Here is a 22,346-nt window from a genome sequence, read left to right on the forward strand (position 1 = left end):
GCGTTAATATCCAAAAAATGAAAGGTCGAGAATGTTCAATAATTTTTCAGCTCCGGAAAATGATACGATCGATTCGATCGAGATTTTTTTGAAGTCCAATGCAAAAAATAGAATCAAACCAGCTCTATTAAGAGATGTAAAGACAGAAGCTTTGTTGGTCTTTGCCCGAACGGCGTTGGAAAGATATTTCTTACAAATGGAAGAATCCGGTTATAAACCGTCTATGGGTACGCCCCAAGATACTGCTTATGTTTATGGTACATTAACGGCATTACGGGATAAGCTTCAAGAGTGTGTTGTTAATGCGGATTATTTGATTGCCGTTGTCAAAAGTGCACAAAAATATCCAAGCTTTAGGCATGTAGCTAAATATGAAGCACCGTTGATCTGTTATTACAATGCCATGGCTCAAAAAGTGGCCAACCACTTTTATAATAAGTTTGCATCTTTACCCGAATTTTTAGTGATTTGTGTGCTGAGTCATTGGATATTAGAAGAAGAAAAATCTATCCATCTGTATCCTTTTTTGAAAGATATTGATTTTATGTCGTTGATTGATAAATTTGAAATGAATAGGGAAAGTTTTCAAAAAGACAATGAATGCATTATTTCAGATATACATGCCGTTGCTGTTGATATCGTTGAAAAACTCAAAGAGAAAAAATTTAAAGTGAGCAGTGATAGAATTTCGAAAACAAGAAAGAAAAAGTAGATAGCGTGCGATGCGCTATCTAACATACCATTCGAGGAATTTGAGAAGAGTGATGGTGGATTATGGGTCTTGATTTGGTGAGATCGAAAATATAACTGAATCTGGCTTCAAAATTCAGTAATTCTCCATCCACATCAAAGCGCCAATTGTAGATACCGCTCAATACCCAGACCTCATCTTTTATCTGTTGAACCTGCAAGGTTTTTTCATGCAAAGCGATACTGAGTTCCTCGCGAGTGCCGAGTTTTTCAAAATATTCTCGAAGTTTTTCAGGTGAGTTAATCTGCTTGTTTGAGAAAGTCGGTATGAGAACAGCATCTTTATCATAAAGAGCAAGCAGGCCTTCAACATCTCCATTGTTAACAGCATTCATCCATGCCGTCAGAATACTTTGCGGTGTTTTCATCTGATTGACCTTTTAACTAATATTTTGAAATTTAGAACACTGAATAAATTATGTTTTAATAATACAAATTATTAGCTAAATTAAAATTAAATGTATCAAAAACAGGAACTTTTTAAGTTTTTAAAGATAAATTTTTATACATACACAACGTACATAAAAAAGAGAAGGGAGAATTAATGAATCTTGTCATTTCAGATGGAACTTTGGGAAATGAATATTCCACAATCACAAAACCCATCCCAGAATTTTTCCAACAAGTGGGGGAAAAACGATTTCGTAAACTGGTGAATGATCATTACGAGTTGATTCGTCAGACGCCCATCGCTTTCATGTTCCCGATTGATTACGAAGAAGATTTTGAAAAGGTTAAAAAACATGCAGCTGATTTTTTGATTCAGATATGCGGAGGACCTGATTACTATGCAAAGACACGAGGAGATCCAAGGATGCTCGCTCGTCATGCTCGTTTTCGGATTGATGAAAAAGGACGTAGAATATGGCTGGAATGTTATGCCGCGTTATTACCTAAACTGGAATCTGAAGGGGTTTCAACAGAAAATATCGAATCGTTTTGGAACTACCTCGATACCTTTTCAAAAGTATTGGTGAACACAGAAAATTATCTTTAAACGTTTGTGAAAAATCTTCAGCCTGATCTTCTATTTAAAATACTTTCTATGGTTATTCTCAAGGTATAGGGGATTCAGGATATTTTTCACTGTAAGCGTTGCGTATAGCCATAAATTTATCCAGATGGTCGAAGAAGAGATCAATCAATAGGGGATCGAAATGTTTCCCTTTTTCTCCTCTTAGATGATTGAGTATACGTTCAATTTCCCACGCCTTTTTGTAGCATCGGTCGCTTCCCAGTGCATCGAAGACATCTGCAATAGCCGTAATACGCCCGAAAATATGTATATTTTCCCCTTTGAGCCCTCTGGGATAGCCTGAACCATCAAATTTTTCATGGTGCTCATGAGAGATGATCGACGCGGCTTTGAGGAGGGGGCGTTCCGAATCTCTGAAAAGGTCATAGCCGATTTTGCAGTGGGTCCGCATGATCTCCCATTCATCGGACGTTAATGCTCCGGGTTTGTTGAGGATATGATCAGGTATGCCCACTTTTCCGATATCATGCATCGGACTGGCATTGGCCAGTATCGAGCACTCTTCTTCGTTCAATCCGTATATTGTGGCCAGAAGTCGGGAATATTCAGCAACACGACGGACATGGTATCCGGTTTCACGGCTGCGTGTTTCACCGATTTCTCCGATCCGTGAGATCATCTCCTGCTGCGTCTGCTCAAGCTCTTCGTGCAGCTGGATGGTTTTGGTGATGTCGCTGCGGATGGCGATGAATTCTTCAATATTACCTTGGTGGTCGAGAATCGGATTGATCGTTACGTCAACCCAATAATGTGAACCGTTTTTGCTTTGATTCTTTACAACACCATGCCACGGGTTCCCCTGTAGGATCGTTTTCCACATCGTCTTGAATGTCTCTTTGGGCATCTCTTTGTGCCGGACGATATTATGAGTACTCCCTAGCAACTCTTCTCTCGTGTATCCTGAGATGGCGCAGAATTGATCGTTCGTATAGGTTATGCGCCCTTTTCGGTCAGTTTTGGAGACGATGCTGCTGCGATCTACGGCATTTTTGTATTCGTCCAAAAGTTTGATATGCCAGCGGATGCTTTCCGAAATTCGGTACCCCAGCCAAAAAATGATAGCGATGGTCAAAGAAAGGATCAAGGCTACGATAAGAAGATGTTCTTGAGCTTCGATAATCCGTTCATTGAGGGTATTTTCAATAATATCAAAATTGTGTTTTTCGACGAGTTGGAGTTTGTCGATCGTGATCGTGGAGAGTTCAAACCAGCTAGCTGCTCCCATCTTCAGCCAATTTTCATGACCTGATATAGCCGCATGAATGTTCTGATAGGCCGTATCCACTTCGGGGCCGTAGAACGTTCGGTGATAAAGGTTTTTGATCTCAGAGGAGGCGATAACTTCAAAACGTCCTAATGCCGTATCGTGTTCCCCTTTGGCAAGGATAAGCTGAATATAGAGTGCTTGATCCATCTCTTTCTGGGCAAAAGCTGCGTTCATATTCGCCTGCATTTGCCCCAGTGTCTCTTTGATTGCCATGAGGTTTGTGTAGGCCTGAAAATCGTTGCGAAGCGAGATGTCACTGACCGTTAGGACGATTGCGAGATAGTCGCTGCGCATTTGCCCGATAAGGCGGGTATAGTAAGTGAAGGAGTCGGTTGATTTGATGTGCATTCCGTCTATTTTTTTGCGTTGAATCTTTAGGGTGTCGAGTTCTTTTAAATGGGGAACATCAGCCGATAGGGCGTAAAGCTTTTCGAGTGCAGAATCGACTTTTTCCCTTTGAAGCGGAAGCAAGTCGTGGTAAATGGTTCCATTGCCGGCCAAAAATCCGCTGCTAAGTCCCCGTTCCTGCTGAAGTTCGTGGATCAATGCGGCGACATGCCGGATTTCTTTTACTTGATCGCTCAGGCTGTGAAGGGAACCCAGTTTGGTGTAAAGATGGTTTCCGTAATACAAAGAACCGAATAAAATGATCAGTATCGGAAAGGTGAGTAATAGGCGTAATCGGTTAATAATACTGATGGAGGTCATACGTCTGCTTTAGTGGCTCATTTTTTGTTGCAATTCTAGCGGATTATGTATTGTCGGAGTTGAAATGGTTTTATTAATCGACTAATTCGCTTCTAATCGATTTTCCTCTATAATTACAAAAGGTACAACGGGTGATGGCTTGGAACTAGTAATCCCAAGAGGAAAGTCCGGGCTGCCGTAGGACACGGTTCCATCTAACGGATGGCCATGGTAACATGAGGGACAGTGCAACAGAGAGGAAACCGCCAAAACGCAGGTTTTGGTAAGGGTGAAACGGCGGGGTAAGAGCCCACCAGTCTTCTAGGCAACTAGGAGAGCTATGTAAACCCAACCGCGCAGCAAGAAACAGATGGTTAGCGTCCTACATCGCTATTGTTTCGCTAGAGGCTTAGAGTGATCTAAGCAGTAGATTAATTATCACCGTCTACAGAACCCGGCTTACGTTGTACCTACTTCTCCTCACTATACACAAATCGGTTGTTTCGTTTACTATCTCTAAAATAGTCTAAAACTCAAACACATCGATATAAATATCAAGTTTGTGTTCTTTAAGCATCTTTTGAATTTTATATTTCAATTCTTTGATGTCTTGCTCGATTTCATATCCCAGCTTGTTATCTTTGACATTCATCGATATAACCAATAAAACTTCGTCTGACCCTATAAACATACTTCGTACTGAATTAATATGGACAAGTACATTCGACTCTTCTTTCAGCAGGTTTTTTATTTGTCTGATTGTCTCTCGATCCAAACTTTCACCAACGATCAGTTTCTTGAGTTCGACAAACAAAAGAGTAGAAAGGGATAGGAGTAAAATTCCGATCATGAGTGCCGCTATCCCATCAAAAACAGGGTGTACGTACAAAGAGAGTACAAGTCCGATTGCTAAAAAGAATAATCCGACCAATGCACCCGAATCTTCAATTAATACAACTAAAATATGAGAGGATGAACTTTTTTCAATTGTTTTAAATATATCTTTGAGTTTCGTACCGCTCTCTTTCAACGCAACCTTCAATGCGCCGCCTTCGAGGATAACGGCAAGAATAATAATCCCTACGATCAGCCACGGATTTTGAATTTCTTCGGGATGCATGATTTTTTGGATACCTTCGTAAACCGAAAATAATCCGCCAAGTGAAAACAGTACCACGGCTACAACAAACGACCAAAAAAAGTTGGCTTTTCCTTGACCAAAGGAGTGGGCTTCGGATTTACCTCGTGCAGCTTGTTTCTGACCTACTAAGACGAGAGCCTGATTGCCGCAATCAGCGGTACTGTGTATGGCTTCAGCCATCATTGATGCTGAACCTGTAAAAAAGGCTGCAACTCCTTTAGCCACAGCGATAATTCCATTGGCGAGCAAAGCCGCCTTGACACTTTTTGACATTAATAAGAACCATGGAATGATAGGAAGTTTGTGAAAGAAGCGTTGGTTGGAAAAGATATCCTGTCCATTGTTAATAACTCATTGAACCGGCATTGATCAGACCGATAGAGATGGATATAAAAGCCATAAAAGCACCCACAGAAAGATCACCGTTTTGAATGTGTTTTTCAACTGAAAATTTGCCGCCGAATCGGGTAAGGATAAAGGCTAAAATGAGTTGAACTGAGATGGCTACACCTGCCCACATGAGAAAATCGATATAAGAGACACAATGAACCAGCGCGCTATACAGAGGGATACTGAGTCCCAAAATAGCGCCGCCGAATCCAAAAGCCGCAGCCGTGTTATTTTCACCAAAGATCATCTGGTAATCATCATAGGGAGTTACTTTGGCGTACAAAAAGAGGAAAATTCCGAAAATAGCCATAGCACTCAGGAAAAAAAGACCGAACGAGAGAAAATATTCTAAAAACATAACACCCCTTTATTTGTGGCAATAGTATCCAAAAAATATTAATGGATAACCCGTAGGATCCATCTTACCGTATAAAATCGATGCACAAGATGTAAGGATTTTCCTCCATCTCTATTTTCCTCGCATACGTACAGCATAAATTTCCGGTTGCCAGTGAAACGTAGTTACCGGTCAGATGAAAACTGTTCATCGAATCGATTGTACGGGAATAGTACTCTTTGCGTGAGTGGTCGCAACCCTCACGCATAGGCTCGAAAAATGAGCGGGTTTTTCTCAGCAGGAGGGTAGGGCCAACCTGTCTGGCCGAAGAGTTGATCAGGTAGAGCGCTTCGATGTTGGATTCGTTCTCCAGCATCGGTTTTATCAATTTTTCCCAAGAGACAAGATCGTCCAAAGAGGTGATCTGTTCTCTGAACCGTGTACACACCGATTCGGCTTGATGACGCAGACCCTCATCATGAGTATGCAGTTCTGATTGCAAGGCATCGGAATGGGATTTGATGCGGTCTATTTTGTCTTTAAAGTTATCGCACACCGGATGGACTGTGGGTCTCGAAGTCCAAAATCCCTGAATCAGCGTCACGCCCAAATGCTGAGCATAGCCGGCTTCTTCAAGTCTCTCTATCCCTTCTGCGAGGGCAATGGCCCCGATATTGGTGCTCATACGGCAGATCGCACGGACGATTTCCTGATGAATGTAATGGGTATCGATGTCAGTGACCAAAGAGCGGTCGATCTTGATAATGTCGGGACGAACAACGCCGAGGCGGTCGAAGCTGGAACTTCCTATACCGAAGTCATCCAGCGCAATATTGAAGCCGAGGTTGCGGTAATGGGTGCAGAACTCTTGGAGTCGTTCCGTATCGTTTACTTCATCCTCTTTGATCTCCAGAACAATGTTGCTAAAGGGGATACCGTAATGGCTCAGGAGACCGTCGAAGAGGTAACGCCCCGGCTCAAAGGAATCGATCAGCTTCGATTCAAAATTGACGAAAAGAAGGAGTCTCTTATTTTGCTGCCACAACGGAAAAAAGGCTTCGATCGCAAGATGGCGGGCAAGCCGGTCGAGTTCGACGTTCAACCCTGCCTTAGTAGCTTCCTGAAAGAGCCAGCTCGGAGGTAAAATTGTATCGTCTGAGGCAATACCGCGTACCAGTGCTTCCACTCCGAAAAAAGTTCTTCCGCGCACCGAGAGGATCGGCTGAAAATGAATGACCAGCCGTTTATCCGCCAAAATCTCCTGAATGCGTTCCATCGTTCCCTTTCCGTATCTTTTTGAGAACGAGATGATATCGTTTTGTTTTTCCCATATGATTTTTGGAGTGATTAAAAAATAGACATTGCCAAAAGCTTCCTTTACAAGGGAATGATTCGATGAACGGTGAATATTCAACCTTTTTGGATACAATGGAGTGATCAATGGAAATCACGTCAGGTACGTGAAAAGGGATAGTTTATGGAGAACAAAAGAAGGATACAGCGGGTTCCCATTTTCTTGATTGTTCTTTCAGTTTTAGCCATGGCGGCATACCCGATCCCATCTTCCTCTATACCAGTTTCCAACCATTCCGGCACTTCAGTGGATGCAGAGATTTGCCGGTCATTGCAAGATACAGAAGCATCGTTTCAAATCGGTCCATTGTCGGAAACGACGTCAGCGGGTGAGGAACTGAAGCGGTTTTATGCAGATATTCAGTGCCATCCGGTTTGGAGCGACGACAAGGGTGTTGATTCTCGGGCACTTTTTGTGATCCGTGCGATCAAGCAGGCGGAAGAGGACGGTTTAGAGAGTTACGATCCGGCCTATAACCTCGAGGCTATTGTTGTATTAATGGATAGGATCTCATCCGATCCCTCTTTCAAGAAAAGTCCTGTTCTTTTGGCACAGCTGGATATTTTACTCACCGATGCCTATATGATGTTGGGAAAACATCTCTACGACGGTATTGTACCGCATACGGAGCGTTCATCCTTATGGAAAATGGCTCCTAAAAAAACAGTCGATATGCCCCTTAATCTCAGACAAGCACTCCGAAATAATACGCTCTTGGAATCACTGGGTCGGCTTGCCCCTTCCTATCCCGAATATAAGGTGCTAAAAACAATTTTAGTGAGATATCTACGAATACAAGAAAACGGCGGGTGGAAAACGATCGAATCTGCCTCAACAGATCCCAAAGAGATTGAGCGTGCTTTGGGAGAAGAGATCAAAGAACGGTTACGAACCGAAGGGGAGCTTGCTCCTGAAGATAATTCCATAGAGGGATACCGGGATGCTCTCAAAAATTTCCAAAAAAGACATGGAATTTATCCGGATGGAAAGGTAGGAAACACGACCCTCTCGAAACTGAACATTTCCGTGGAAGAGAAAATTTTAGCGATCCGGTTGAATCTGGAACGATGGCGTTGGATGCCAGAGAAGAGGGAAGAGACCTACATTGCGGTTAATATCCCTGATTTCTCCCTGAGTGTCGTTGAGGGCAATGCAAGACTCATGAAGATGAGAGCCATACTCGGAAAAGAGGAGCGGGAAACCCCGATTTTTAGTGCAGAGATGAGGTATTTCGTCGTCAATCCCTACTGGCATATCCCCTCAACGATTCTTTGGAAAGATATCCTTCCAAAAGTACGCGAAAATATCCGCTATCTCAAAAAAGAGAGGATTCGAATTTTTAAACAGGGGGATGAGAGCGGGAAAAAGGAGATCAAACCGGCGAGTATTAATTGGAAAAAAGCCAACGCAGCTGCTTTTCCCTATATTCTCAGACAGGATCCCGGTGCAAAAAATGTGTTGGGACGCCTCAAATTTATTTTTCCGAACCCCTACGATATTTATATCCATGATACCCCAAGCAAATATCTTTTTGAGAGAGAGGAGCGGAATTTCAGCTCCGGCTGCATTCGGATCGAGGAACCGGTTAAACTAGCAAACTATCTGTTGGAGAATGCCAGTAACACAGGGGATGATACCAATATTTCCGATATGATTGCCAGAGGGAAGAACAAAAAAATCCCCCTTTCCAAGCCTATGAAGGTGTATATCAATTATTGGACGGTTTTTACGGATGATGAAGGGAGGGAAAATTTTCGTGACGATGTTTACGGCTACGACGGGGAGTTGGCGGATATTTTGGGATGGTCTCCGGAGAGGCCGACACGGTAAAATGAATTGTATTTCCATATTTAAGGGCAAAATTAATATGGTTAGACAAGAAAAGTGTTTATTAAAGAACGGTATAATTGAATAATAATTATAAAAATAACGTTGAAAAAAGGGGAGAGATTGGATCGCAGAAATTTTTTAAAAATGGCGGGAATGGTATCGGCTGTCTCACTTTTTCCGAATCTTGGGTTGGCCAATACGACATTTCCCTACAAGAAATCGCTCTCTTTTTACAATACCCATACCGGCGAAAAACTGGATACGACCTTCTGGGCTGAAGGGGTGTATATTCCTGAAGGTTTGGCGGAGATCAACTATTTACTCAGAGATCATAGAAATAATGCCGTCACAGAGATGGATATCGAGCTTTTTGATCTGCTGCATTCCCTTCGTACCAAGCTGGATAGTCGCGAACCTTTTCATGTTATCTCAGGCTATCGTTCACCCGAAACAAACGCAAAGCTAAGAAGTAATTCTACGGGAGTGGCCAAAAAAAGCCTTCATATGGAAGGAAAAGCAATCGATATCAATCTACCCGGGCGCAATCTTTCCGATCTTAGAAAAGTTGCTATGGGGCTAGCTCAGGGGGGAGTCGGGTATTACCCCGCTTCCAACTTTGTACATGTCGATAGGGGACGCGTTCGAAGCTGGTAAACGAAACATGTGTTATTCCTCATCATAATTATTTGAATAATCAGGTATAGTAGTACGATCTATTTTTAGGAGTGGTTCCTATGGATACCGTTACCCTGACTGATAACCGTACCGGAAAAAGTTATACCTTCTCCATTTTGAACTCAACCGTCGGTCCTGATGTCATTGATGTACGGACTCTCTACAAAGAGAGCGGAATGTTTAGCTATGATCCCGGATTTACCTCAACGGCGAGTTGCACCTCTTCGATCACCTACATTGACGGGAATAAAGGAGAGTTACGGTATCGGGGGTACGATATCAGTGATTTGGCAACAAAAAAAAGTTATTTGGACGTCGCTTTTCTGTTGCTGATGGGGAAACTGCCGAATGAAAAAGAGCGTGCGGAGTTTGATATCGAGTTGCGTAAACGCTCTTTTGTCCATGAGGGGTTAAAACGGCTTTTTGATGCCTTTCCGGATAAAGCGCATCCAATGGCAATGATGTCATCTGCTGTTTCGGCACTTTCCACTTTTTATTTTGAACATTTGAATGTTAAGAACGATGAAGAAGCCCAAATAATGGCTCGGCGGATCATCGCTAAAATACCCACCTTGGCGGCATTTACGCATCGGCGTATGTTCGGTATCCCCTACATCTATCCCGATATTGAACGCCCCTTTACTGAAAATTTTCTCTACATGATGCGTGCTTATCCGGGGGAGAATCTTGAAATCCGCGATGTCGAGGTTAAAGCTCTCGACACGATTTTTACCCTTCATGCCGATCATGAACAAAATGCCTCAACAACGACGGTTCGTGCCGTTGCTTCAACGGGAGCGCATCCCTATGCGGCGTTGTCGGCTGGGATTAATGCGTTGTGGGGGAGGGCACATGGTGGAGCGAATGAATCGGTAATCGCTCAACTGGAATACATCGGGAATATCGAAAATGTCGATGCATTTATCGCGCGGGCAAAAGATCCGAATGACGAATTCAAACTGATGGGATTCGGCCATCGGGTGTATAAAAATTTCGATCCCCGCGCCAAGATACTTAAAAAACTCCTCGATCAGCTCAAAGATGATCTCGGAGTGGATAACGATCTTCTTAAAATTGCCGAAAAAATAGAGCGTATCGCATTGGAAGATGAGTATTTCATCCAACGTAAACTCTATCCGAATATCGATTTTTATTCAGGATTGATTTTAACCGCCCTTAAAATCCCAAAATCGATGTTTACGATCATTTTTGTAATAGGCCGCTGCGTTGGGTGGATTGCCCAATGGATCGAGCTTAAAAATGATCCTGAAACGAAGATTGCACGTCCGCGACAGCGTTACATCGGTGAAGTGAAAAAAGGTCTGTGAAGTTTTGGTATAATAAGAAACATTTACCTGTATAGGAGTCTTTAATGGAGTGCGAATTCCCCACTGTCAATGCATCAAATGATGAGATCAAAGCGATTTTATCGGATGTCAAAACCATAGCGATTCTGGGGCTTTCACCCGATCAGACCAAAGACAGTTATCGCGTAGCCGAATATTTGAAAAAGGCAGGATATACGATTATCCCGGTTTATCCCAAAGAAGAGACGATTTTAGGGGAGAAAGTTTACCGTTCACTCGCAGAGATCCCATGTGCCGTTGATATGGTCAATATCTTTCGCAAACCGGATGCATTGGATGCCATTGCCGATGCGTGTATCGCACGGGGCGATATTAAAGTCTTTTGGGCTCAAAAAGGGATTGTCAATAATGAAGCCGCAGAACGCGCCCGAAATGCAGGGATGCGAGTCGTACAAAATCATTGCTCGATGGTCGAACATCGTAACATTTTTGCCTAAAGGGAATCCTTGGTTGATTTAGAAACAATATATCAGGCGCATGAACGGATTAAGGGGACGGTGGTCGAGACACCGTTCGCCTATGCTCCGAGATTGAGTGAAGAGTGCGGAGCTGAAATTTATCTCAAAAAAGAGAACCTTCAAGTGACCGGTGCTTTTAAAATTCGGGGTGCCTACAATAAAATTGCGACTTTGTCGGAAGCGGAGCGTCAGTGCGGTGTTATTGCCGCAAGTGCGGGTAATCATGCGCAGGGCGTTGCCATGGCAGCGCAAATATTTGGAATCAAAGCGTTGATTGTGATGCCTGAATCGACACCATTGACCAAAATTAACGGTGTGCGCTATTACGGGGCAGAGGTTATTTTGGCCGGGACCAATTATGATGAAGCGTATGAGTATGCTTCGACGTACGGGAGTGAGCATGGCATGGTGTTCGTTCATCCGTTTGCCGATGCATCCGTTATGGCGGGGCAGGGAACCATTGCGATTGAGATGATCGAAGAAATGGACGATTTGGATGCGATCGTTATCCCCGTAGGCGGCGGAGGGTTGATTTCAGGGATGGCATCGGCAATCAAAGCGCTCTCTCCTAAAACCGAAGTGATCGGAGTAAGTGCGGTAGGCGCTCCTGCGATGAAAGAGTCTTTTGAGGCCAAACGGGCAATCGACAGCACTTCAGTACGAACGATCGCGGACGGCATTGCCGTGAGAGATACCTCTGAAATCACATTAGCACATATACTAGAATGCGTTGACCGTATCGTTAGTGTGGACGATGAAGAGATTGCCAATGCGATTTTGTTTTTATTGGAACGCCAAAAATTGGTTGTTGAGGGGGCAGGTGCTGTCGGAGTAGCTGCATTATTGCACCACAAACTGGAGTACTTGCAGGGGAAAAAAGTCGGCGTTGTTCTCAGCGGCGGCAATATGGATGTGACCCTTCTCTCCATCATCATTGAAAAAGGGCTTATCAAATCGGGACGGAAAATGAAACTTACCGTCACCTTGGTGGACAAACCGGGCGCCCTGATGAAACTGACCCAAATGCTCCAAGAACTCAATGCCAATATCGTCCATATCGACTACGACCGTACCTCAACGACATTAGCGTATGGGGATGCCAATGTAATGATCCATTTGGAAACAAAAGGTCAAGTACATCAAGAACAAATTCGTGCTTTACTCAAAGAGCACCGCTATCTCAGTAGCGAAGAACATTAAAGGGCAATAGGCAGTATGGAGGTTTTAAAATCATTTAATATTAAAAGTCCCATACTGTTGCTTAAACCTCTCGCCAATGGGAGACTTGGGGTTATTGACGCTCAAAATGCACTCCGCATTATTGATTTGGCAACCTATACCATTGTCGGCGGATTTAAAAGTAATATTACCCATGAACGTTTTGTCGGTTCTCATGTTGATGTAACACCGGATGGCACATTTTCCGTTTCGGTGATACCAGGAACGAACAAAGCGGCTCTTTTTAATGTGCCGAAAAAAGAGCTTTTGTATAAAATCGGTCGTCATCAAGGAGAGATTGAGAGTGTCGGGCTCGATCCTAACGGCCGTTATTGCGTTACGTGCGGACAAGACGGAAAAGCATTCGGATGGGTCCTCAAAACATCCCGCTTGGCATTTTCGATGCCGCCTCATGCCGATTTTATCACGACGGTTGCATTTCATGATGAGGGGCAATGGATCGCAACGGGAAGTTATGACCGATCGATTAATCTCCTCAATATGGCAACTATGAAACAGCCGATGAAACTGCGCGGACACGGCAGTGCCATTGTCAAAATCATTTTTTTACCGAAGGCGAAACTCCTCTCTATTGATAAAGAGGGAAACTTGATCATCTGGGATATGAACAACGGCAAGATCATCAAACGTTTGACGAAAATGAATGATGATATCACGACGATGACTGCAAGCAGTGATAAACGTTTTATTTTTGTCGCAACGAAACTCGGTTATGTCGGTTTATACGATTTACAGACGATGGAACAAGTCAAACAGCGCTACATCAAAGAAAATGAATCGATTACCTCGTTGGCCTTCGTGAATGACCCGTTTCGTTTAGCCATCGGTACAAAGGAGGGGAACCTTCGTATCTATTCGCTTTTCGGAAATGAAGAGATATACCTGCAGATGTTACGGGAAGGGCGCTATAAACCTTTTTATGATGCGCTTGAAGAGAATCCGATGCTCCTGTATTCTAAACTTTACGATGCAGCGGAACGGGTATGGTCCGATGTTCTTGAAAAAGCACGTTCCTATCTTGAACGAGGTGACCGCGCAAAAGCCAAAGAAGTTTTGGATATGTTTAGTGGAATTCCCAAAAAGAATGCGCTGATAACTCAGATGCTTCGTGATTATGAAAAGTATACGCAGTTTCAGGGATATGTCCAGGAGGGACGTTTTCCGTTGGCTTATTCAATGGCAAAACAGTACCGAGCCTTTCAAGATTCCGAACCGTATCGTAAAATGGAGCTGCGATGGAAAAAACTTTTTTTAAAAGCACAGGAACTTATTTTAGCGTCGGACGGAGAGAATCAGGCACGTGAACTGCTGGCACCTTATCGCGGAATATCGGAAAAGACGCAATTAATCCAACAGCTTTTCGCACAGCGCCGGATGTATGAATACATGAAAAAAGTGATTGCGCAGCGTGATTATGTCAAATTTTTTGATCTGATTAAAATACATTCGTTTCTGAAAGAGTTTCCCGAATACAGCGCCATTATGGATTACGCCAGCAAACTCTATATCAAAGCGCAAAAAAGTTATACGGAGGGGGATTATGCAATTGCGCGAAAAGCGTGTGAAATCTTGAAAGACTTTCCGGATTATACGGTAGAAGCGCAAGAAATGGATGAAACGATTCGGGTGAAGCACCTCTTTTATGATTCGATTGCCTCGAATAACCTCTCGAACGCTTTTGCCTATCTTAGCTCCTATCCGCTCCTTTATGAGACACCGGAAGCACAGGTTCTGGAACATCAGTGGAATGCCCTAGTCGATCAGGCACAGCGATTTGCGGCAAAAGGGCTTGCCCGGGAGACGCTCGCGGTATTTGAGCCGTATTTCGCCATACCGGCTAAATACAGAGCGATGGCAGGAGTTGTGGCACAAGCTTATTGTGTCCAGCTGGAACAAAAACTCCGTATTGCAGCGCCTCAAGACGTGATAGAGAACGGTATTCGCCAATACATAGGATTATTCGGAATCGATGATGGCATTATCAGCGTATTCGATTATTTTAAAAATCGGTATGAGACGAAACTCGATCTTGAAATGCTCAAACAAGGGACGGCTGATTCGTGGACACCCTCCATCCGAATCGACGACATTACCGTCTCATGATAGCAATCGATTTAGGTTCCAATACGATCCGTTTTATCGAATTTGACGGAGAAAAGTGGGGTAAAAGTTTCGAAAAAATCGTTAAAACAGCCGAAGCGCTCCATGAAACAGATGAAATCGGCGAAAAAGCGCTCAATCGGATTATCGATGCTATTATCGAAGCAAAAACGAAACTCGATTTTTCGCGTCATGACGTTATAGGGTACACCACAGCCGCAATGCGGCTGGCCGCAAACTCACACACTATTCTCGATACGATACACGCGGAAACGGGGATCCGATTTACGATTATTGATTCCCAAAAAGAAGCGTCTCTAACCCTCAATGCCGTTCGGTATCGACTTCAAAAATTAGGGATAGAACCGGAATCATTTCTATTGGCAGACATAGGGGGAGGCTCGACCGAATTGATTCATTACGCTGGCGGTGATGTTCACTCGGTGAGCTTAAATAGAGGGATTGTCACCCTCTCAGAGAGCGCCGATTCATCCGCTGCATTACATGAGAAGATTGGATCGTTTAGGGAGGAAGTACGGGATGCAATACGTATTTCCCCATCTTCTTGTCTGGTCCTTACCGCGGGGACACCGACAACGATAGCGGCCTATTTGCTGGGGATGGATTATGAGAGCTACAATCCCGAAAAAATAAACGGTTTTTCCTTGCGTCTAGAGGATTGTTTTCATGTGTATGACGAGCTTTTGAAGATGGATGGGGCAACACGTTCACGTTATGTCGGTGTCGGGAGGGAGAACCTTATTATTGCCGGTGTCTTGATGGTGACCTCCATTTATGAAGCGTTAGGTTGTGTCGAGGCAATCATCATCGATGACGGATTGCGAGAAGGGATTGCACTGGAATATTACCATCAGCCATAAAATTTTGTGCTGGATGTGAAGTTGGCTATAATTGATACCAAAAAAGAGGGGAAAGAGTTGAAATTAACTAATATTAAACGTGTCGGAATGATTCTCCGCCCTTCAACGCCCGAACTTAAAGAGATGTTTTTTGAAGCCAAACGGATTTTCGAGTCGTGTCAGATCGAAGTCATTATCGATAATATCAGCGGCGGAATGATTGATGTGATGGGACAGCCGTTTGATATGATGTGTCAAAACAGCGATTTTCTCGTCACCATCGGCGGCGATGGGACCCTTATCTCAGCCGTGCGCCGCTCGTATCACTACCAACTTCCCGTATTGGGGATTCATGCCGGCAAGCTTGGGTTTTTAGCCGATCTTGATTTTAGTGAACTTGAATCTTTTGTAGACAAACTGTTAGCAGGGGAATATCGGATCGATCAACGTGCTATTTTGCAAGCGACCATTGTCACCCAAAACGGGGAGAGTGAGATATTTGCTTTTAATGATATCGTACTGACACGTCCCTCTATCGCCAAAATGATCCATTTGGAGACCTTTGTTGATGGGCGCAATTTTAATACCTATTACGGTGACGGTGTCGTCGTCTCGACTCCGACCGGTTCCACCGCTTATAATCTTTCTGCCGGTGGGCCTGTTCTTTTCCCGCTTACTCAGGTATTTGCCCTTACCCCGATATGTCCTCACTCTCTTACCCAGCGCCCTGTAGTCCTTCCCGGCCATTTTGAGATTGAGATGAAAACACCGGACGCGAGTGCGTTGGTGATCATCGACGGTCAGGATTTGGTGGAAATCACCGATCGGGATACGGTCCACATCAAACTCGCATCCGGTGCGGCACATCTGATTCACCGTAAAGAGTTTAACTATTTTGAAGTCCTCAAAGAAAAACTGGGGTGGGGGAATTAATGATCGAACGCTTTTATTTAAAAGAGTTTTTGACCTTTAAAGAGGCAGATATGGAGTTTCATCCGGGGCTTGTCGTCTTTACCGGACCCAGCGGAAGCGGTAAATCGATTTTGATGCGCTCCATTTTGGCTTCGGTCGGGTTGGAGAGTGTTGAAGCGCAGATCTGTGAATCGAGTGTTACCTGGAATATTGATGAAGAGCGTTACGGCCTTCATAACGAACCGTTGAATGTATTCCGTCATGTTAAAAAAGAGAAAACCCGATATTTCGTCAACAATCAAAGTACTTCCAAATCTTCGATGGAGTCGATTAGCTCTACGTATCTTCGCCATTTAAGCCTTAAAGATTACAGCGATTTTGACCCATCGGCCCTTTTAAAAATGATCGATGAGCGGATCCGTGAACGTACACCTCAATACACGGAAATGCTGGAGGTTTATCATACCCGTTTTAGTGAATTCAAAACCCTTTCCGACCAGCTCAAAGCAATCGAAGAGAAAGAGAAACATCTCGCGGAGCTCAAAGAATTTGCCCTCTATGAGATTGGAAAAATTGATGCCATAAAACCGCGTATCGGGGAAGATGAAGAGCTGAATTCCATCAAAAAACAGCTCTCGAAAAAAGAAAAAATTGAAATTTCTATTCGACAGGCACAGGAGATCTTTTCGCATGAATCACAGGTTAGTGCCGCATTGGGAGTGTTGGAAGTAGAAAGTGCGTTTTTCGATGACGCTATGAACGAGCTGCGGAGTATTTTTGAGAGTTCATTGGAGCGGCTCGAAGAGTTGGAAGAAATTTCGGTTGAATCGGTACTTGACCGTATCGAGCAGATTGCTGAGCTAAAACGGCGATACGGGAGTGTCGAAGAGGCATTGGCCTATCGTGATCAAAAAGCATTGGATCTTGAGTCGTATGAGACGATCGAGCACTCCAAAAGCGATTTAATCAAGCAGATTAACGGATTAAAAACGATGCTCGATTTAGGTTCGCAGGAACTATCCGGCCATCGTCATGCCATTTTGGATGAGACCGTTAAGAAGCTCAACACTTATTTATCGATGCTCTATCTGCGCGAAGCGACGTTGGAACTGGAATCGTGTCCGTTAAATGCGACGGGGTGTGATAAAGCGGTTTTGGGATTGGCCGGAACGAAGCTTGATAAGCTCAGCTCGGGAGAGTTCAATCGTCTGCGCCTCGCACTGCTGGCCTTGGGGGTTGAGAGTATGCAAGGAAACGGGGGTGTCCTCATGCTAGATGAGATTGACGCCAATCTCAGCGGGGAAGAGTCGATGAGCGTAGCAAAAGTCTTACGCCACCTCTCGACACGCTACCAAATTTTTGTTATTTCGCATCAGCCGCAGCTCACTTCGATGGGTCAGCAGCATTTTTTGATTTTTAAAGACGATGAGAGCCGTGTCCGAGAGCTGAATGATGGGGAGCGGATCGAAGAAATTGCCCGTATTATCAGCGGTGAGAGTGTAAGCGATGAGGCGCGCGGATTTGCCCGAGATTTATTTGAACGTTCAAGAGGGATAGGATGATTATTGACACGCATGTCCATTTGGACGATGAACGGTACCATGATGATTTTGACGAGATGTTGGAACGTGCGCATGGAACGGGGGTTGAGGCATTTATAATACCCGGAGCCCATCCATCAACGCTGGAACGGGCAGTAGAATTGTGCGAACGGTATCATGATATTTATTTTGCCGTGGGGGTTCACCCTTATGACATGGAAACGATTGATTCGGTCGATTTTGACCATTATGCCTCTCATCCCAAGTGTGTAGCCATCGGAGAGTGCGGATTGGATTATTTTCGTCTGGAAGGATCAGACGAAGAGAAACATGATGAAAAGATGCGTCAAGAGGAAGTATTTCGCCGTCAAATCCGACTGGCAAAACGTTTTAAAAAACCGTTGATTGTCCATATCCGAGATGCGAGTCATGATGCAAAAAAGATACTGCTCGAAGAGGGTGCCGATGAAGTCGGGGGAGTTTTGCATTGCTACAATGCCGATGATGAACTGTTGTCTCTTGCAAAAGCAGGGTTTTATTTTGGGATAGGGGGGGTGGTAACCTTCCAAAATGCTAAAAAACTGGTCAATATTCTTCCTCGCATTCCTAGCGACAAGCTCCTCATCGAGACCGATGGCCCTTATCTCACTCCTCATCCTCATCGCGGAACGCGCAATGAGTCTGCCTATACCCGTTATGTTGCCGATAAAATGGGGGAACTTTTAGGAAAAAGTGTTGATGAAATCGAATCCCTGACAACAATGAATGCTAAAACTCTGTTTGGATTGGGATAGAGTTATGGAGTGGATATGAAGCATCTGCTGGTATGGATACTGTTGATCCCTTTATCTCTAAGCGCAGCGGGGTTTGATCCTCATGATCGAAAAAAGATCGAAGTCCTCAGCCATTTTAATATCCCCGCTTCTTATTTGAACGATCCTTATCTACACGACATATACGCTCAAAAAAAACGGGAATCTGCCCTTCAGGGGTTTGCCGATTCCTCTGAAAATACGGATCTTTTTATCCCTATTCTCTCCTCCCTCATTGCACAGTCTGATTTGCCGAGTGAGTTTTTATTTGTTGCCATGGTTGAATCACAGTTGCGGGGAGGGGCGACTTCGGCGCGCGGAGCGGCCGGACTGTGGCAATTTATGGAGAGTACGGGCAAATTGCACGGCTTGAAGGTGAATCAGTTTGTGGATGAACGGCGAGATCATGTCAAATCGACCCGTGCCGCTATCGCCTATCTGAGCAGCCTTAAGCAACAATTCGGAAAATGGTATTTGGCACTTATTGCCTACAATTGCGGGGATGGAAGGCTTAAACGTGCAATCGCGAAAGCGGGCACGACCGATATTCGAATACTCACCGATCCCAAGCAAGACTATATTCCTGCGGAGAGTAAGAACTATATTCGTAAAGTAGTCGCTTTGGCGTTGTTGGCAACGGATGAACTTTTTTTATCACAAATCCAGTACGATTCTCTTATCAACACAGATCAGGAAAACCCGCTCGCAACGGTCTATCTTCCTGCAGGGGAAAATATCGATCGGATCGCGGCAGTTTTGGAAATGCCAAAAAAGAATCTTGTTGTTCTGAATACCCATCTTAAAAAAGGGGTGACCCCTCCGAATGAGCAATCGTATCCCATCTATATCCCCAAAGAAAAATTGGATGATTTTCGTCAAAAATTCCGTACCAGAGATTTAAAAGGGTATTTTGTAATGCATCGGGTGAAATCGGGAGAGACTCTAGAACAGCTCTCCAAACGGTACGATGTCCCTAAAAGCTCCATCATAATGGAAAATATGATCGGAGAAAATGAGGAGCGTCAGCTCAATCGACGGGTGAAAATCCCCATCAATAAACCATTTTTGAAAAATAGCCGTATTCATACGGCTGTACCGGGTGAAACCCTCGTTTCAGTCGCACAATTGTATAATTTGACACTCGAACAAATTAAAATAAAAAATCCATTTGTAACGAATACACTGAAAGAAGGGGAGAAGATAAAAGTTGCTGACTAGAACTTTTTTGCTTATGGCTGTGATAGTGCTGGGCGGATGTACGACAAAAACCGGTTCTTATTCGTATAAATCGACAAAACCATCACAAAAATACCCCTCAGAACAACTTGCGATGAGCTCATCGGCTGTTTATAAAGCAAATGGAGAATTGCAAGCAACCATGCGTCCGTATACCGTCATGGGGAAAGAGTATTATCCTACTGTCGTGCGGGTAGGAGATACTTTTAGCGGTCGAGCGAGTTGGTATGGCAATGATTTTCACGGCAAATCGACCAGTAATGGCGAGGGATACGATATGTACGCGATGACGGCAGCGCACAAAACATTGCCGATGAATACCGTCGTCCGGGTCACCAATACGGAAAACAATGCCCAAACGATTGTTCGCATCAATGATCGAGGGCCGTTTGTTGAGAGCCGAATCATTGATCTCTCCTATGCAGCGGCTGATCAAATAGGGGTTGCGCGAAAAGGGACAGCTCCAGTTACTTTAGAGGTTTTAGGATTTGAGCCGAGCAGTATGCGCACCATTGATATGGCCCGTCTGGCTAAAGGGCCGCAACAATCGGTTTTGAGTGCTTTTTTTGTTCAAATCGGCTCATTTGAGCGGTTTGAGGGGGCGATGATTACCAAACAAAAATATGCATCTTACAATGGCTATTCGGCAATTATTAAAGATACAGAGTATAATAACAAACGACTATTTCGTGTATGGCTCGGTGGATTCAAAAGTGAAGCTGAAGCACGCGATTTCATTTCACGGGGCTATTTTGAAGGCTCCTTTATCATAAGGGAATAAGATGATCCAAAAAAAACGTCAAACCAAAGAGACCGATATCGATTTATCACTCCGTATTGCCGGAGAGGGCAAAAGTACGATTTCGACCAAAGTGGGCTTTTTGGATCATATGTTGGAGAGTTTTGCGAAACATGCCCAAATCGATTTGATGGTAACATGTGTCGGTGATGTCCATATCGACGATCACCACAGTGTAGAAGATATCGGGATCGTTTTGGGGCAAGCTCTGCGTGAAGCGATCTATCCGATCGAAAAAGTGGAGCGGTTCGGGAGTGCGGTCATCGTCATGGATGAAGCGGCGGTGCGCTGCGATTTGGATTTGAGCAATCGGCCGTTTCTTGTCTATGATGTTCCGGTATCCGGAAAGATCGGGGCATTTGACGCAGAACTGGCCGAAGAGTTTTTTCGGGCGGTGGTGTTTAATGCCGGTATTACGGCGCATATTATTATGGTGCGCGGTAAAAACAAGCACCATATCATAGAGGCGGCATTTAAATCGCTCGCGGTAGCATTGCGTCGTGCGTTAGCGCGTAATGATCGTGCGGGCGTTCCGAGTACCAAAGGGGTACTGTGATCCGTTTATTGATTCTGGACGTTGACGGATGTATGAGCGACGGGAAGATTATCTATACTGCAGACGGTCTGGAACTTAAAAATTTTAACGTCAAAGACGGCTTTGCGATCAAAGCATGGGTAAAAATGGGCCATACGGCAGCGATTATTACCGGGCGAAATTCGACCATTGTTGAACACCGTGCCCGTGAACTGGATATCCACCATTTGCATCAAGGGGTGAAAGATAAACGTGCCGTAGCCATTGCCATGTGCAGTGAACTTGGGATTGAGCCGCACGAAGTGGCGGTCATCGGCGATGATTTGAACGATTACAACCTTTTGCAATGGGCAGGGCAGGCTTACACTCCTCAAGACGGTTCTGAATACCTGAAAAGCGTCGCAGAGGTGTTGGAGCGGCGCGGCGGTGATGCGTGTGTTCGTGAAATGATCGAAAAAGTGATTCGTCGCAACGGTGAAGAAGAAAAATTTTTGGCGCTGTGGATCTAATGTCGATTAACGTTTTTTTCATCGTGTTACTGGGATTGTTATTGGGAATGTATAATTATTTTGCACCCCATTATAGCGCTACCCAAAAAGTCGGTGAAATCCCGCAGATAGAGCTCCTCTCTTTCACTTTGTATGAAATTTCCCATAAGGGGATCGATCATATTCTGGAAGGACAAGAGGGAAAAAAATTTGACGAACGTTATGCGGTAACATCAGCGAAATTTAGCGATAATACGAAATCTTTATTTCAGTCGGTACGATCCGATCATGTGGATTACAAGGGTGACATCATCATACTCAACGGAAATGTCCATTATGTGCGCGAAGACGGCTTGGAATTCCGCTCAAATGAAGGTAGATATGAGACCGATAGCTCTGTGATAGAGACGCAGGGATCGTTTGTGATTACCCAAAAGGGCAATCGTATCGATGGAGACAAACTGATTTACAATACCGAAGACGATACGGTGTCTGCCGATCGGGTACGGGGCAGCTACCAATTAAAATAGGA

General features: G+C 44.2%; 22 protein-coding genes and 1 other RNA gene. 18 read left to right on the forward strand and 5 right to left on the reverse strand.

Translation table 11 applies throughout. The features are described from left to right. The first annotated feature begins 31 nt into the window (after positions 1-31). Positions 32-712 (forward strand): hypothetical protein, encoded by a 681-nt coding sequence (locus tag WB308_RS04550; protein ID WP_424189449.1) that lies wholly within the window; start codon positions 32-34, stop codon positions 710-712. A 19-nt stretch (positions 713-731) separates the two neighbouring features. On the opposite strand, the gene WB308_RS04555 is transcribed toward WB308_RS04550, so the two are convergent. Further along, a complete protein-coding gene (locus tag WB308_RS04555) occupies positions 732-1,118 on the reverse strand; it encodes a nuclear transport factor 2 family protein (protein ID WP_424189451.1) in 387 nt (128 codons plus the stop codon). Between the two features lie 176 nt (positions 1,119-1,294). On the opposite strand from WB308_RS04555, the gene WB308_RS04560 reads away from it, so the two are divergent. Next, complete coding sequence (locus tag WB308_RS04560; protein WP_424189453.1) at positions 1,295-1,747, forward strand: globin; 453 nt, start codon at positions 1,295-1,297, stop codon at positions 1,745-1,747. A gap of 58 nt (positions 1,748-1,805) precedes the next feature. On the opposite strand, the gene WB308_RS04565 is transcribed toward WB308_RS04560, so the two are convergent. Then, the gene (locus tag WB308_RS04565; protein ID WP_424189455.1) at positions 1,806-3,761 is read right to left on the reverse strand and encodes a nitrate- and nitrite sensing domain-containing protein; all 1,956 of its coding nucleotides are present in this window, start codon (positions 3,759-3,761) and stop codon (positions 1,806-1,808) included. A gap of 119 nt (positions 3,762-3,880) precedes the next feature. Between WB308_RS04565 and rnpB the strand changes: the two genes are divergently transcribed. Further along, an RNA gene (rnpB, locus tag WB308_RS04570) (RNase P RNA component class A) lies at positions 3,881-4,217 on the forward strand. A gap of 49 nt (positions 4,218-4,266) precedes the next feature. On the opposite strand, the gene WB308_RS04575 is transcribed toward rnpB, so the two are convergent. The 3 genes from WB308_RS04575 to WB308_RS04585 form a co-directional block, all read right to left on the reverse strand. Further along, positions 4,267-5,154, reverse strand: coding sequence for a cation diffusion facilitator family transporter (locus WB308_RS04575; RefSeq protein ID WP_424189457.1), 888 nt, complete (start codon positions 5,152-5,154; stop codon positions 4,267-4,269). A 70-nt stretch (positions 5,155-5,224) separates the two neighbouring features. Then, entirely contained in the window at positions 5,225-5,629 is a 405-nt protein-coding gene (locus tag WB308_RS04580) for a DUF350 domain-containing protein (RefSeq protein WP_424189459.1), read from the reverse strand. 64 nt (positions 5,630-5,693) lie between these two features. Next, complete coding sequence (locus tag WB308_RS04585; protein ID WP_424189461.1) at positions 5,694-6,884, reverse strand: EAL domain-containing protein; 1,191 nt, start codon at positions 6,882-6,884, stop codon at positions 5,694-5,696. Between the two features lie 201 nt (positions 6,885-7,085). Here WB308_RS04585 and WB308_RS04590 point away from each other — a divergent pair, with 201 nt between their 5' ends. From WB308_RS04590 to WB308_RS04660, 15 genes are all read left to right on the forward strand, one after another. Beyond that, entirely contained in the window at positions 7,086-8,792 is a 1,707-nt protein-coding gene (locus WB308_RS04590; RefSeq protein ID WP_424189463.1) for a L,D-transpeptidase family protein, read from the forward strand. A 120-nt stretch (positions 8,793-8,912) separates the two neighbouring features. Further along, positions 8,913-9,446, forward strand: a complete 534-nt coding sequence (locus WB308_RS04595; protein ID WP_424189465.1) for a DUF882 domain-containing protein — start codon at positions 8,913-8,915, stop codon at positions 9,444-9,446. A gap of 80 nt (positions 9,447-9,526) precedes the next feature. Then, positions 9,527-10,795 carry a citrate synthase gene (locus WB308_RS04600; protein WP_424189467.1) on the forward strand — a complete coding sequence of 423 codons (1,269 nt, stop codon included), beginning with the start codon at positions 9,527-9,529 and terminating at the stop codon, positions 10,793-10,795. Positions 10,796-10,839: 44 nt separating this feature from the next. Continuing rightward, entirely contained in the window at positions 10,840-11,271 is a 432-nt protein-coding gene (locus WB308_RS04605; RefSeq protein ID WP_424189469.1) for a CoA-binding protein, read from the forward strand. 9 nt (positions 11,272-11,280) lie between these two features. Beyond that, positions 11,281-12,492: a threonine ammonia-lyase gene (gene ilvA / locus WB308_RS04610; RefSeq protein ID WP_424189471.1), complete on the forward strand. Its 1,212-nt coding sequence runs from the start codon at positions 11,281-11,283 to the stop codon at positions 12,490-12,492. A gap of 15 nt (positions 12,493-12,507) precedes the next feature. Then, complete coding sequence (locus tag WB308_RS04615; RefSeq protein ID WP_424189473.1) at positions 12,508-14,634, forward strand: WD40 repeat domain-containing protein; 2,127 nt, start codon at positions 12,508-12,510, stop codon at positions 14,632-14,634. Next, on the forward strand, positions 14,592-15,512 hold the full coding sequence (locus WB308_RS04620; RefSeq protein ID WP_424189475.1) for a phosphatase: 921 nt from the start codon (positions 14,592-14,594) through the stop codon (positions 15,510-15,512). The genes WB308_RS04615 and WB308_RS04620 overlap by 43 nt, the downstream gene beginning before the upstream one ends. 57 nt (positions 15,513-15,569) lie before the next feature. Beyond that, positions 15,570-16,424, forward strand: coding sequence for an NAD(+)/NADH kinase (locus WB308_RS04625; protein WP_424189477.1), 855 nt, complete (start codon positions 15,570-15,572; stop codon positions 16,422-16,424). After that, positions 16,424-17,965 (forward strand): AAA family ATPase, encoded by a 1,542-nt coding sequence (locus tag WB308_RS04630; protein ID WP_424189479.1) that lies wholly within the window; start codon positions 16,424-16,426, stop codon positions 17,963-17,965. The genes WB308_RS04625 and WB308_RS04630 overlap by 1 nt, the downstream gene beginning before the upstream one ends. After that, a complete protein-coding gene (locus WB308_RS04635; protein ID WP_424189481.1) occupies positions 17,962-18,738 on the forward strand; it encodes a TatD family hydrolase in 777 nt (258 codons plus the stop codon). The genes WB308_RS04630 and WB308_RS04635 overlap by 4 nt, the downstream gene beginning before the upstream one ends. A gap of 15 nt (positions 18,739-18,753) precedes the next feature. Further along, positions 18,754-19,974 (forward strand): transglycosylase SLT domain-containing protein, encoded by a 1,221-nt coding sequence (locus tag WB308_RS04640; RefSeq protein ID WP_424189483.1) that lies wholly within the window; start codon positions 18,754-18,756, stop codon positions 19,972-19,974. A 13-nt stretch (positions 19,975-19,987) separates the two neighbouring features. Beyond that, positions 19,988-20,773, forward strand: coding sequence for a septal ring lytic transglycosylase RlpA family protein (locus WB308_RS04645; protein ID WP_424189485.1), 786 nt, complete (start codon positions 19,988-19,990; stop codon positions 20,771-20,773). 1 nt (position 20,774) lies between these two features. Beyond that, the gene (hisB, locus tag WB308_RS04650; protein ID WP_424189487.1) at positions 20,775-21,347 is read left to right on the forward strand and encodes an imidazoleglycerol-phosphate dehydratase HisB; all 573 of its coding nucleotides are present in this window, start codon (positions 20,775-20,777) and stop codon (positions 21,345-21,347) included. After that, positions 21,344-21,835 carry a KdsC family phosphatase gene (locus WB308_RS04655; protein ID WP_424189489.1) on the forward strand — a complete coding sequence of 164 codons (492 nt, stop codon included), beginning with the start codon at positions 21,344-21,346 and terminating at the stop codon, positions 21,833-21,835. The genes hisB and WB308_RS04655 overlap by 4 nt, the downstream gene beginning before the upstream one ends. Then, positions 21,835-22,344, forward strand: coding sequence for a hypothetical protein (locus WB308_RS04660; protein WP_424189491.1), 510 nt, complete (start codon positions 21,835-21,837; stop codon positions 22,342-22,344). Before WB308_RS04655 ends, WB308_RS04660 begins: the two co-directional genes overlap by 1 nt. Positions 22,345-22,346 lie beyond the last annotated feature (2 nt).

Origin of the sequence: Sulfuricurvum sp. (genome assembly GCF_049587615.1) — a bacterium.
Taxonomy (GTDB): Bacteria; Campylobacterota; Campylobacteria; order Campylobacterales; family Sulfurimonadaceae; genus Sulfuricurvum.

Coding starts and splice junctions, on each gene's coding strand:
- WB308_RS04550 (WP_424189449.1), top strand. CDS start 32: ATGTTCAATAATTTTTCAGCTCCGGAAAATGATACGATCGATTCGATC.
- WB308_RS04555 (WP_424189451.1), bottom strand. CDS start 1,118: ATGAAAACACCGCAAAGTATTCTGACGGCATGGATGAATGCTGTTAAC.
- WB308_RS04560 (WP_424189453.1), top strand. CDS start 1,295: ATGAATCTTGTCATTTCAGATGGAACTTTGGGAAATGAATATTCCACA.
- WB308_RS04565 (WP_424189455.1), bottom strand. CDS start 3,761: ATGACCTCCATCAGTATTATTAACCGATTACGCCTATTACTCACCTTT.
- WB308_RS04575 (WP_424189457.1), bottom strand. CDS start 5,154: ATGTCAAAAAGTGTCAAGGCGGCTTTGCTCGCCAATGGAATTATCGCT.
- WB308_RS04580 (WP_424189459.1), bottom strand. CDS start 5,629: ATGTTTTTAGAATATTTTCTCTCGTTCGGTCTTTTTTTCCTGAGTGCT.
- WB308_RS04585 (WP_424189461.1), bottom strand. CDS start 6,884: ATGGAACGCATTCAGGAGATTTTGGCGGATAAACGGCTGGTCATTCAT.
- WB308_RS04590 (WP_424189463.1), top strand. CDS start 7,086: ATGGAGAACAAAAGAAGGATACAGCGGGTTCCCATTTTCTTGATTGTT.
- WB308_RS04600 (WP_424189467.1), top strand. CDS start 9,527: ATGGATACCGTTACCCTGACTGATAACCGTACCGGAAAAAGTTATACC.
- WB308_RS04605 (WP_424189469.1), top strand. CDS start 10,840: ATGGAGTGCGAATTCCCCACTGTCAATGCATCAAATGATGAGATCAAA.
- WB308_RS04615 (WP_424189473.1), top strand. CDS start 12,508: ATGGAGGTTTTAAAATCATTTAATATTAAAAGTCCCATACTGTTGCTT.
- WB308_RS04630 (WP_424189479.1), top strand. CDS start 16,424: ATGATCGAACGCTTTTATTTAAAAGAGTTTTTGACCTTTAAAGAGGCA.
- WB308_RS04635 (WP_424189481.1), top strand. CDS start 17,962: ATGATTATTGACACGCATGTCCATTTGGACGATGAACGGTACCATGAT.
- WB308_RS04640 (WP_424189483.1), top strand. CDS start 18,754: ATGAAGCATCTGCTGGTATGGATACTGTTGATCCCTTTATCTCTAAGC.
- WB308_RS04645 (WP_424189485.1), top strand. CDS start 19,988: ATGGCTGTGATAGTGCTGGGCGGATGTACGACAAAAACCGGTTCTTAT.
- hisB (WP_424189487.1), top strand. CDS start 20,775: ATGATCCAAAAAAAACGTCAAACCAAAGAGACCGATATCGATTTATCA.
- WB308_RS04660 (WP_424189491.1), top strand. CDS start 21,835: ATGTCGATTAACGTTTTTTTCATCGTGTTACTGGGATTGTTATTGGGA.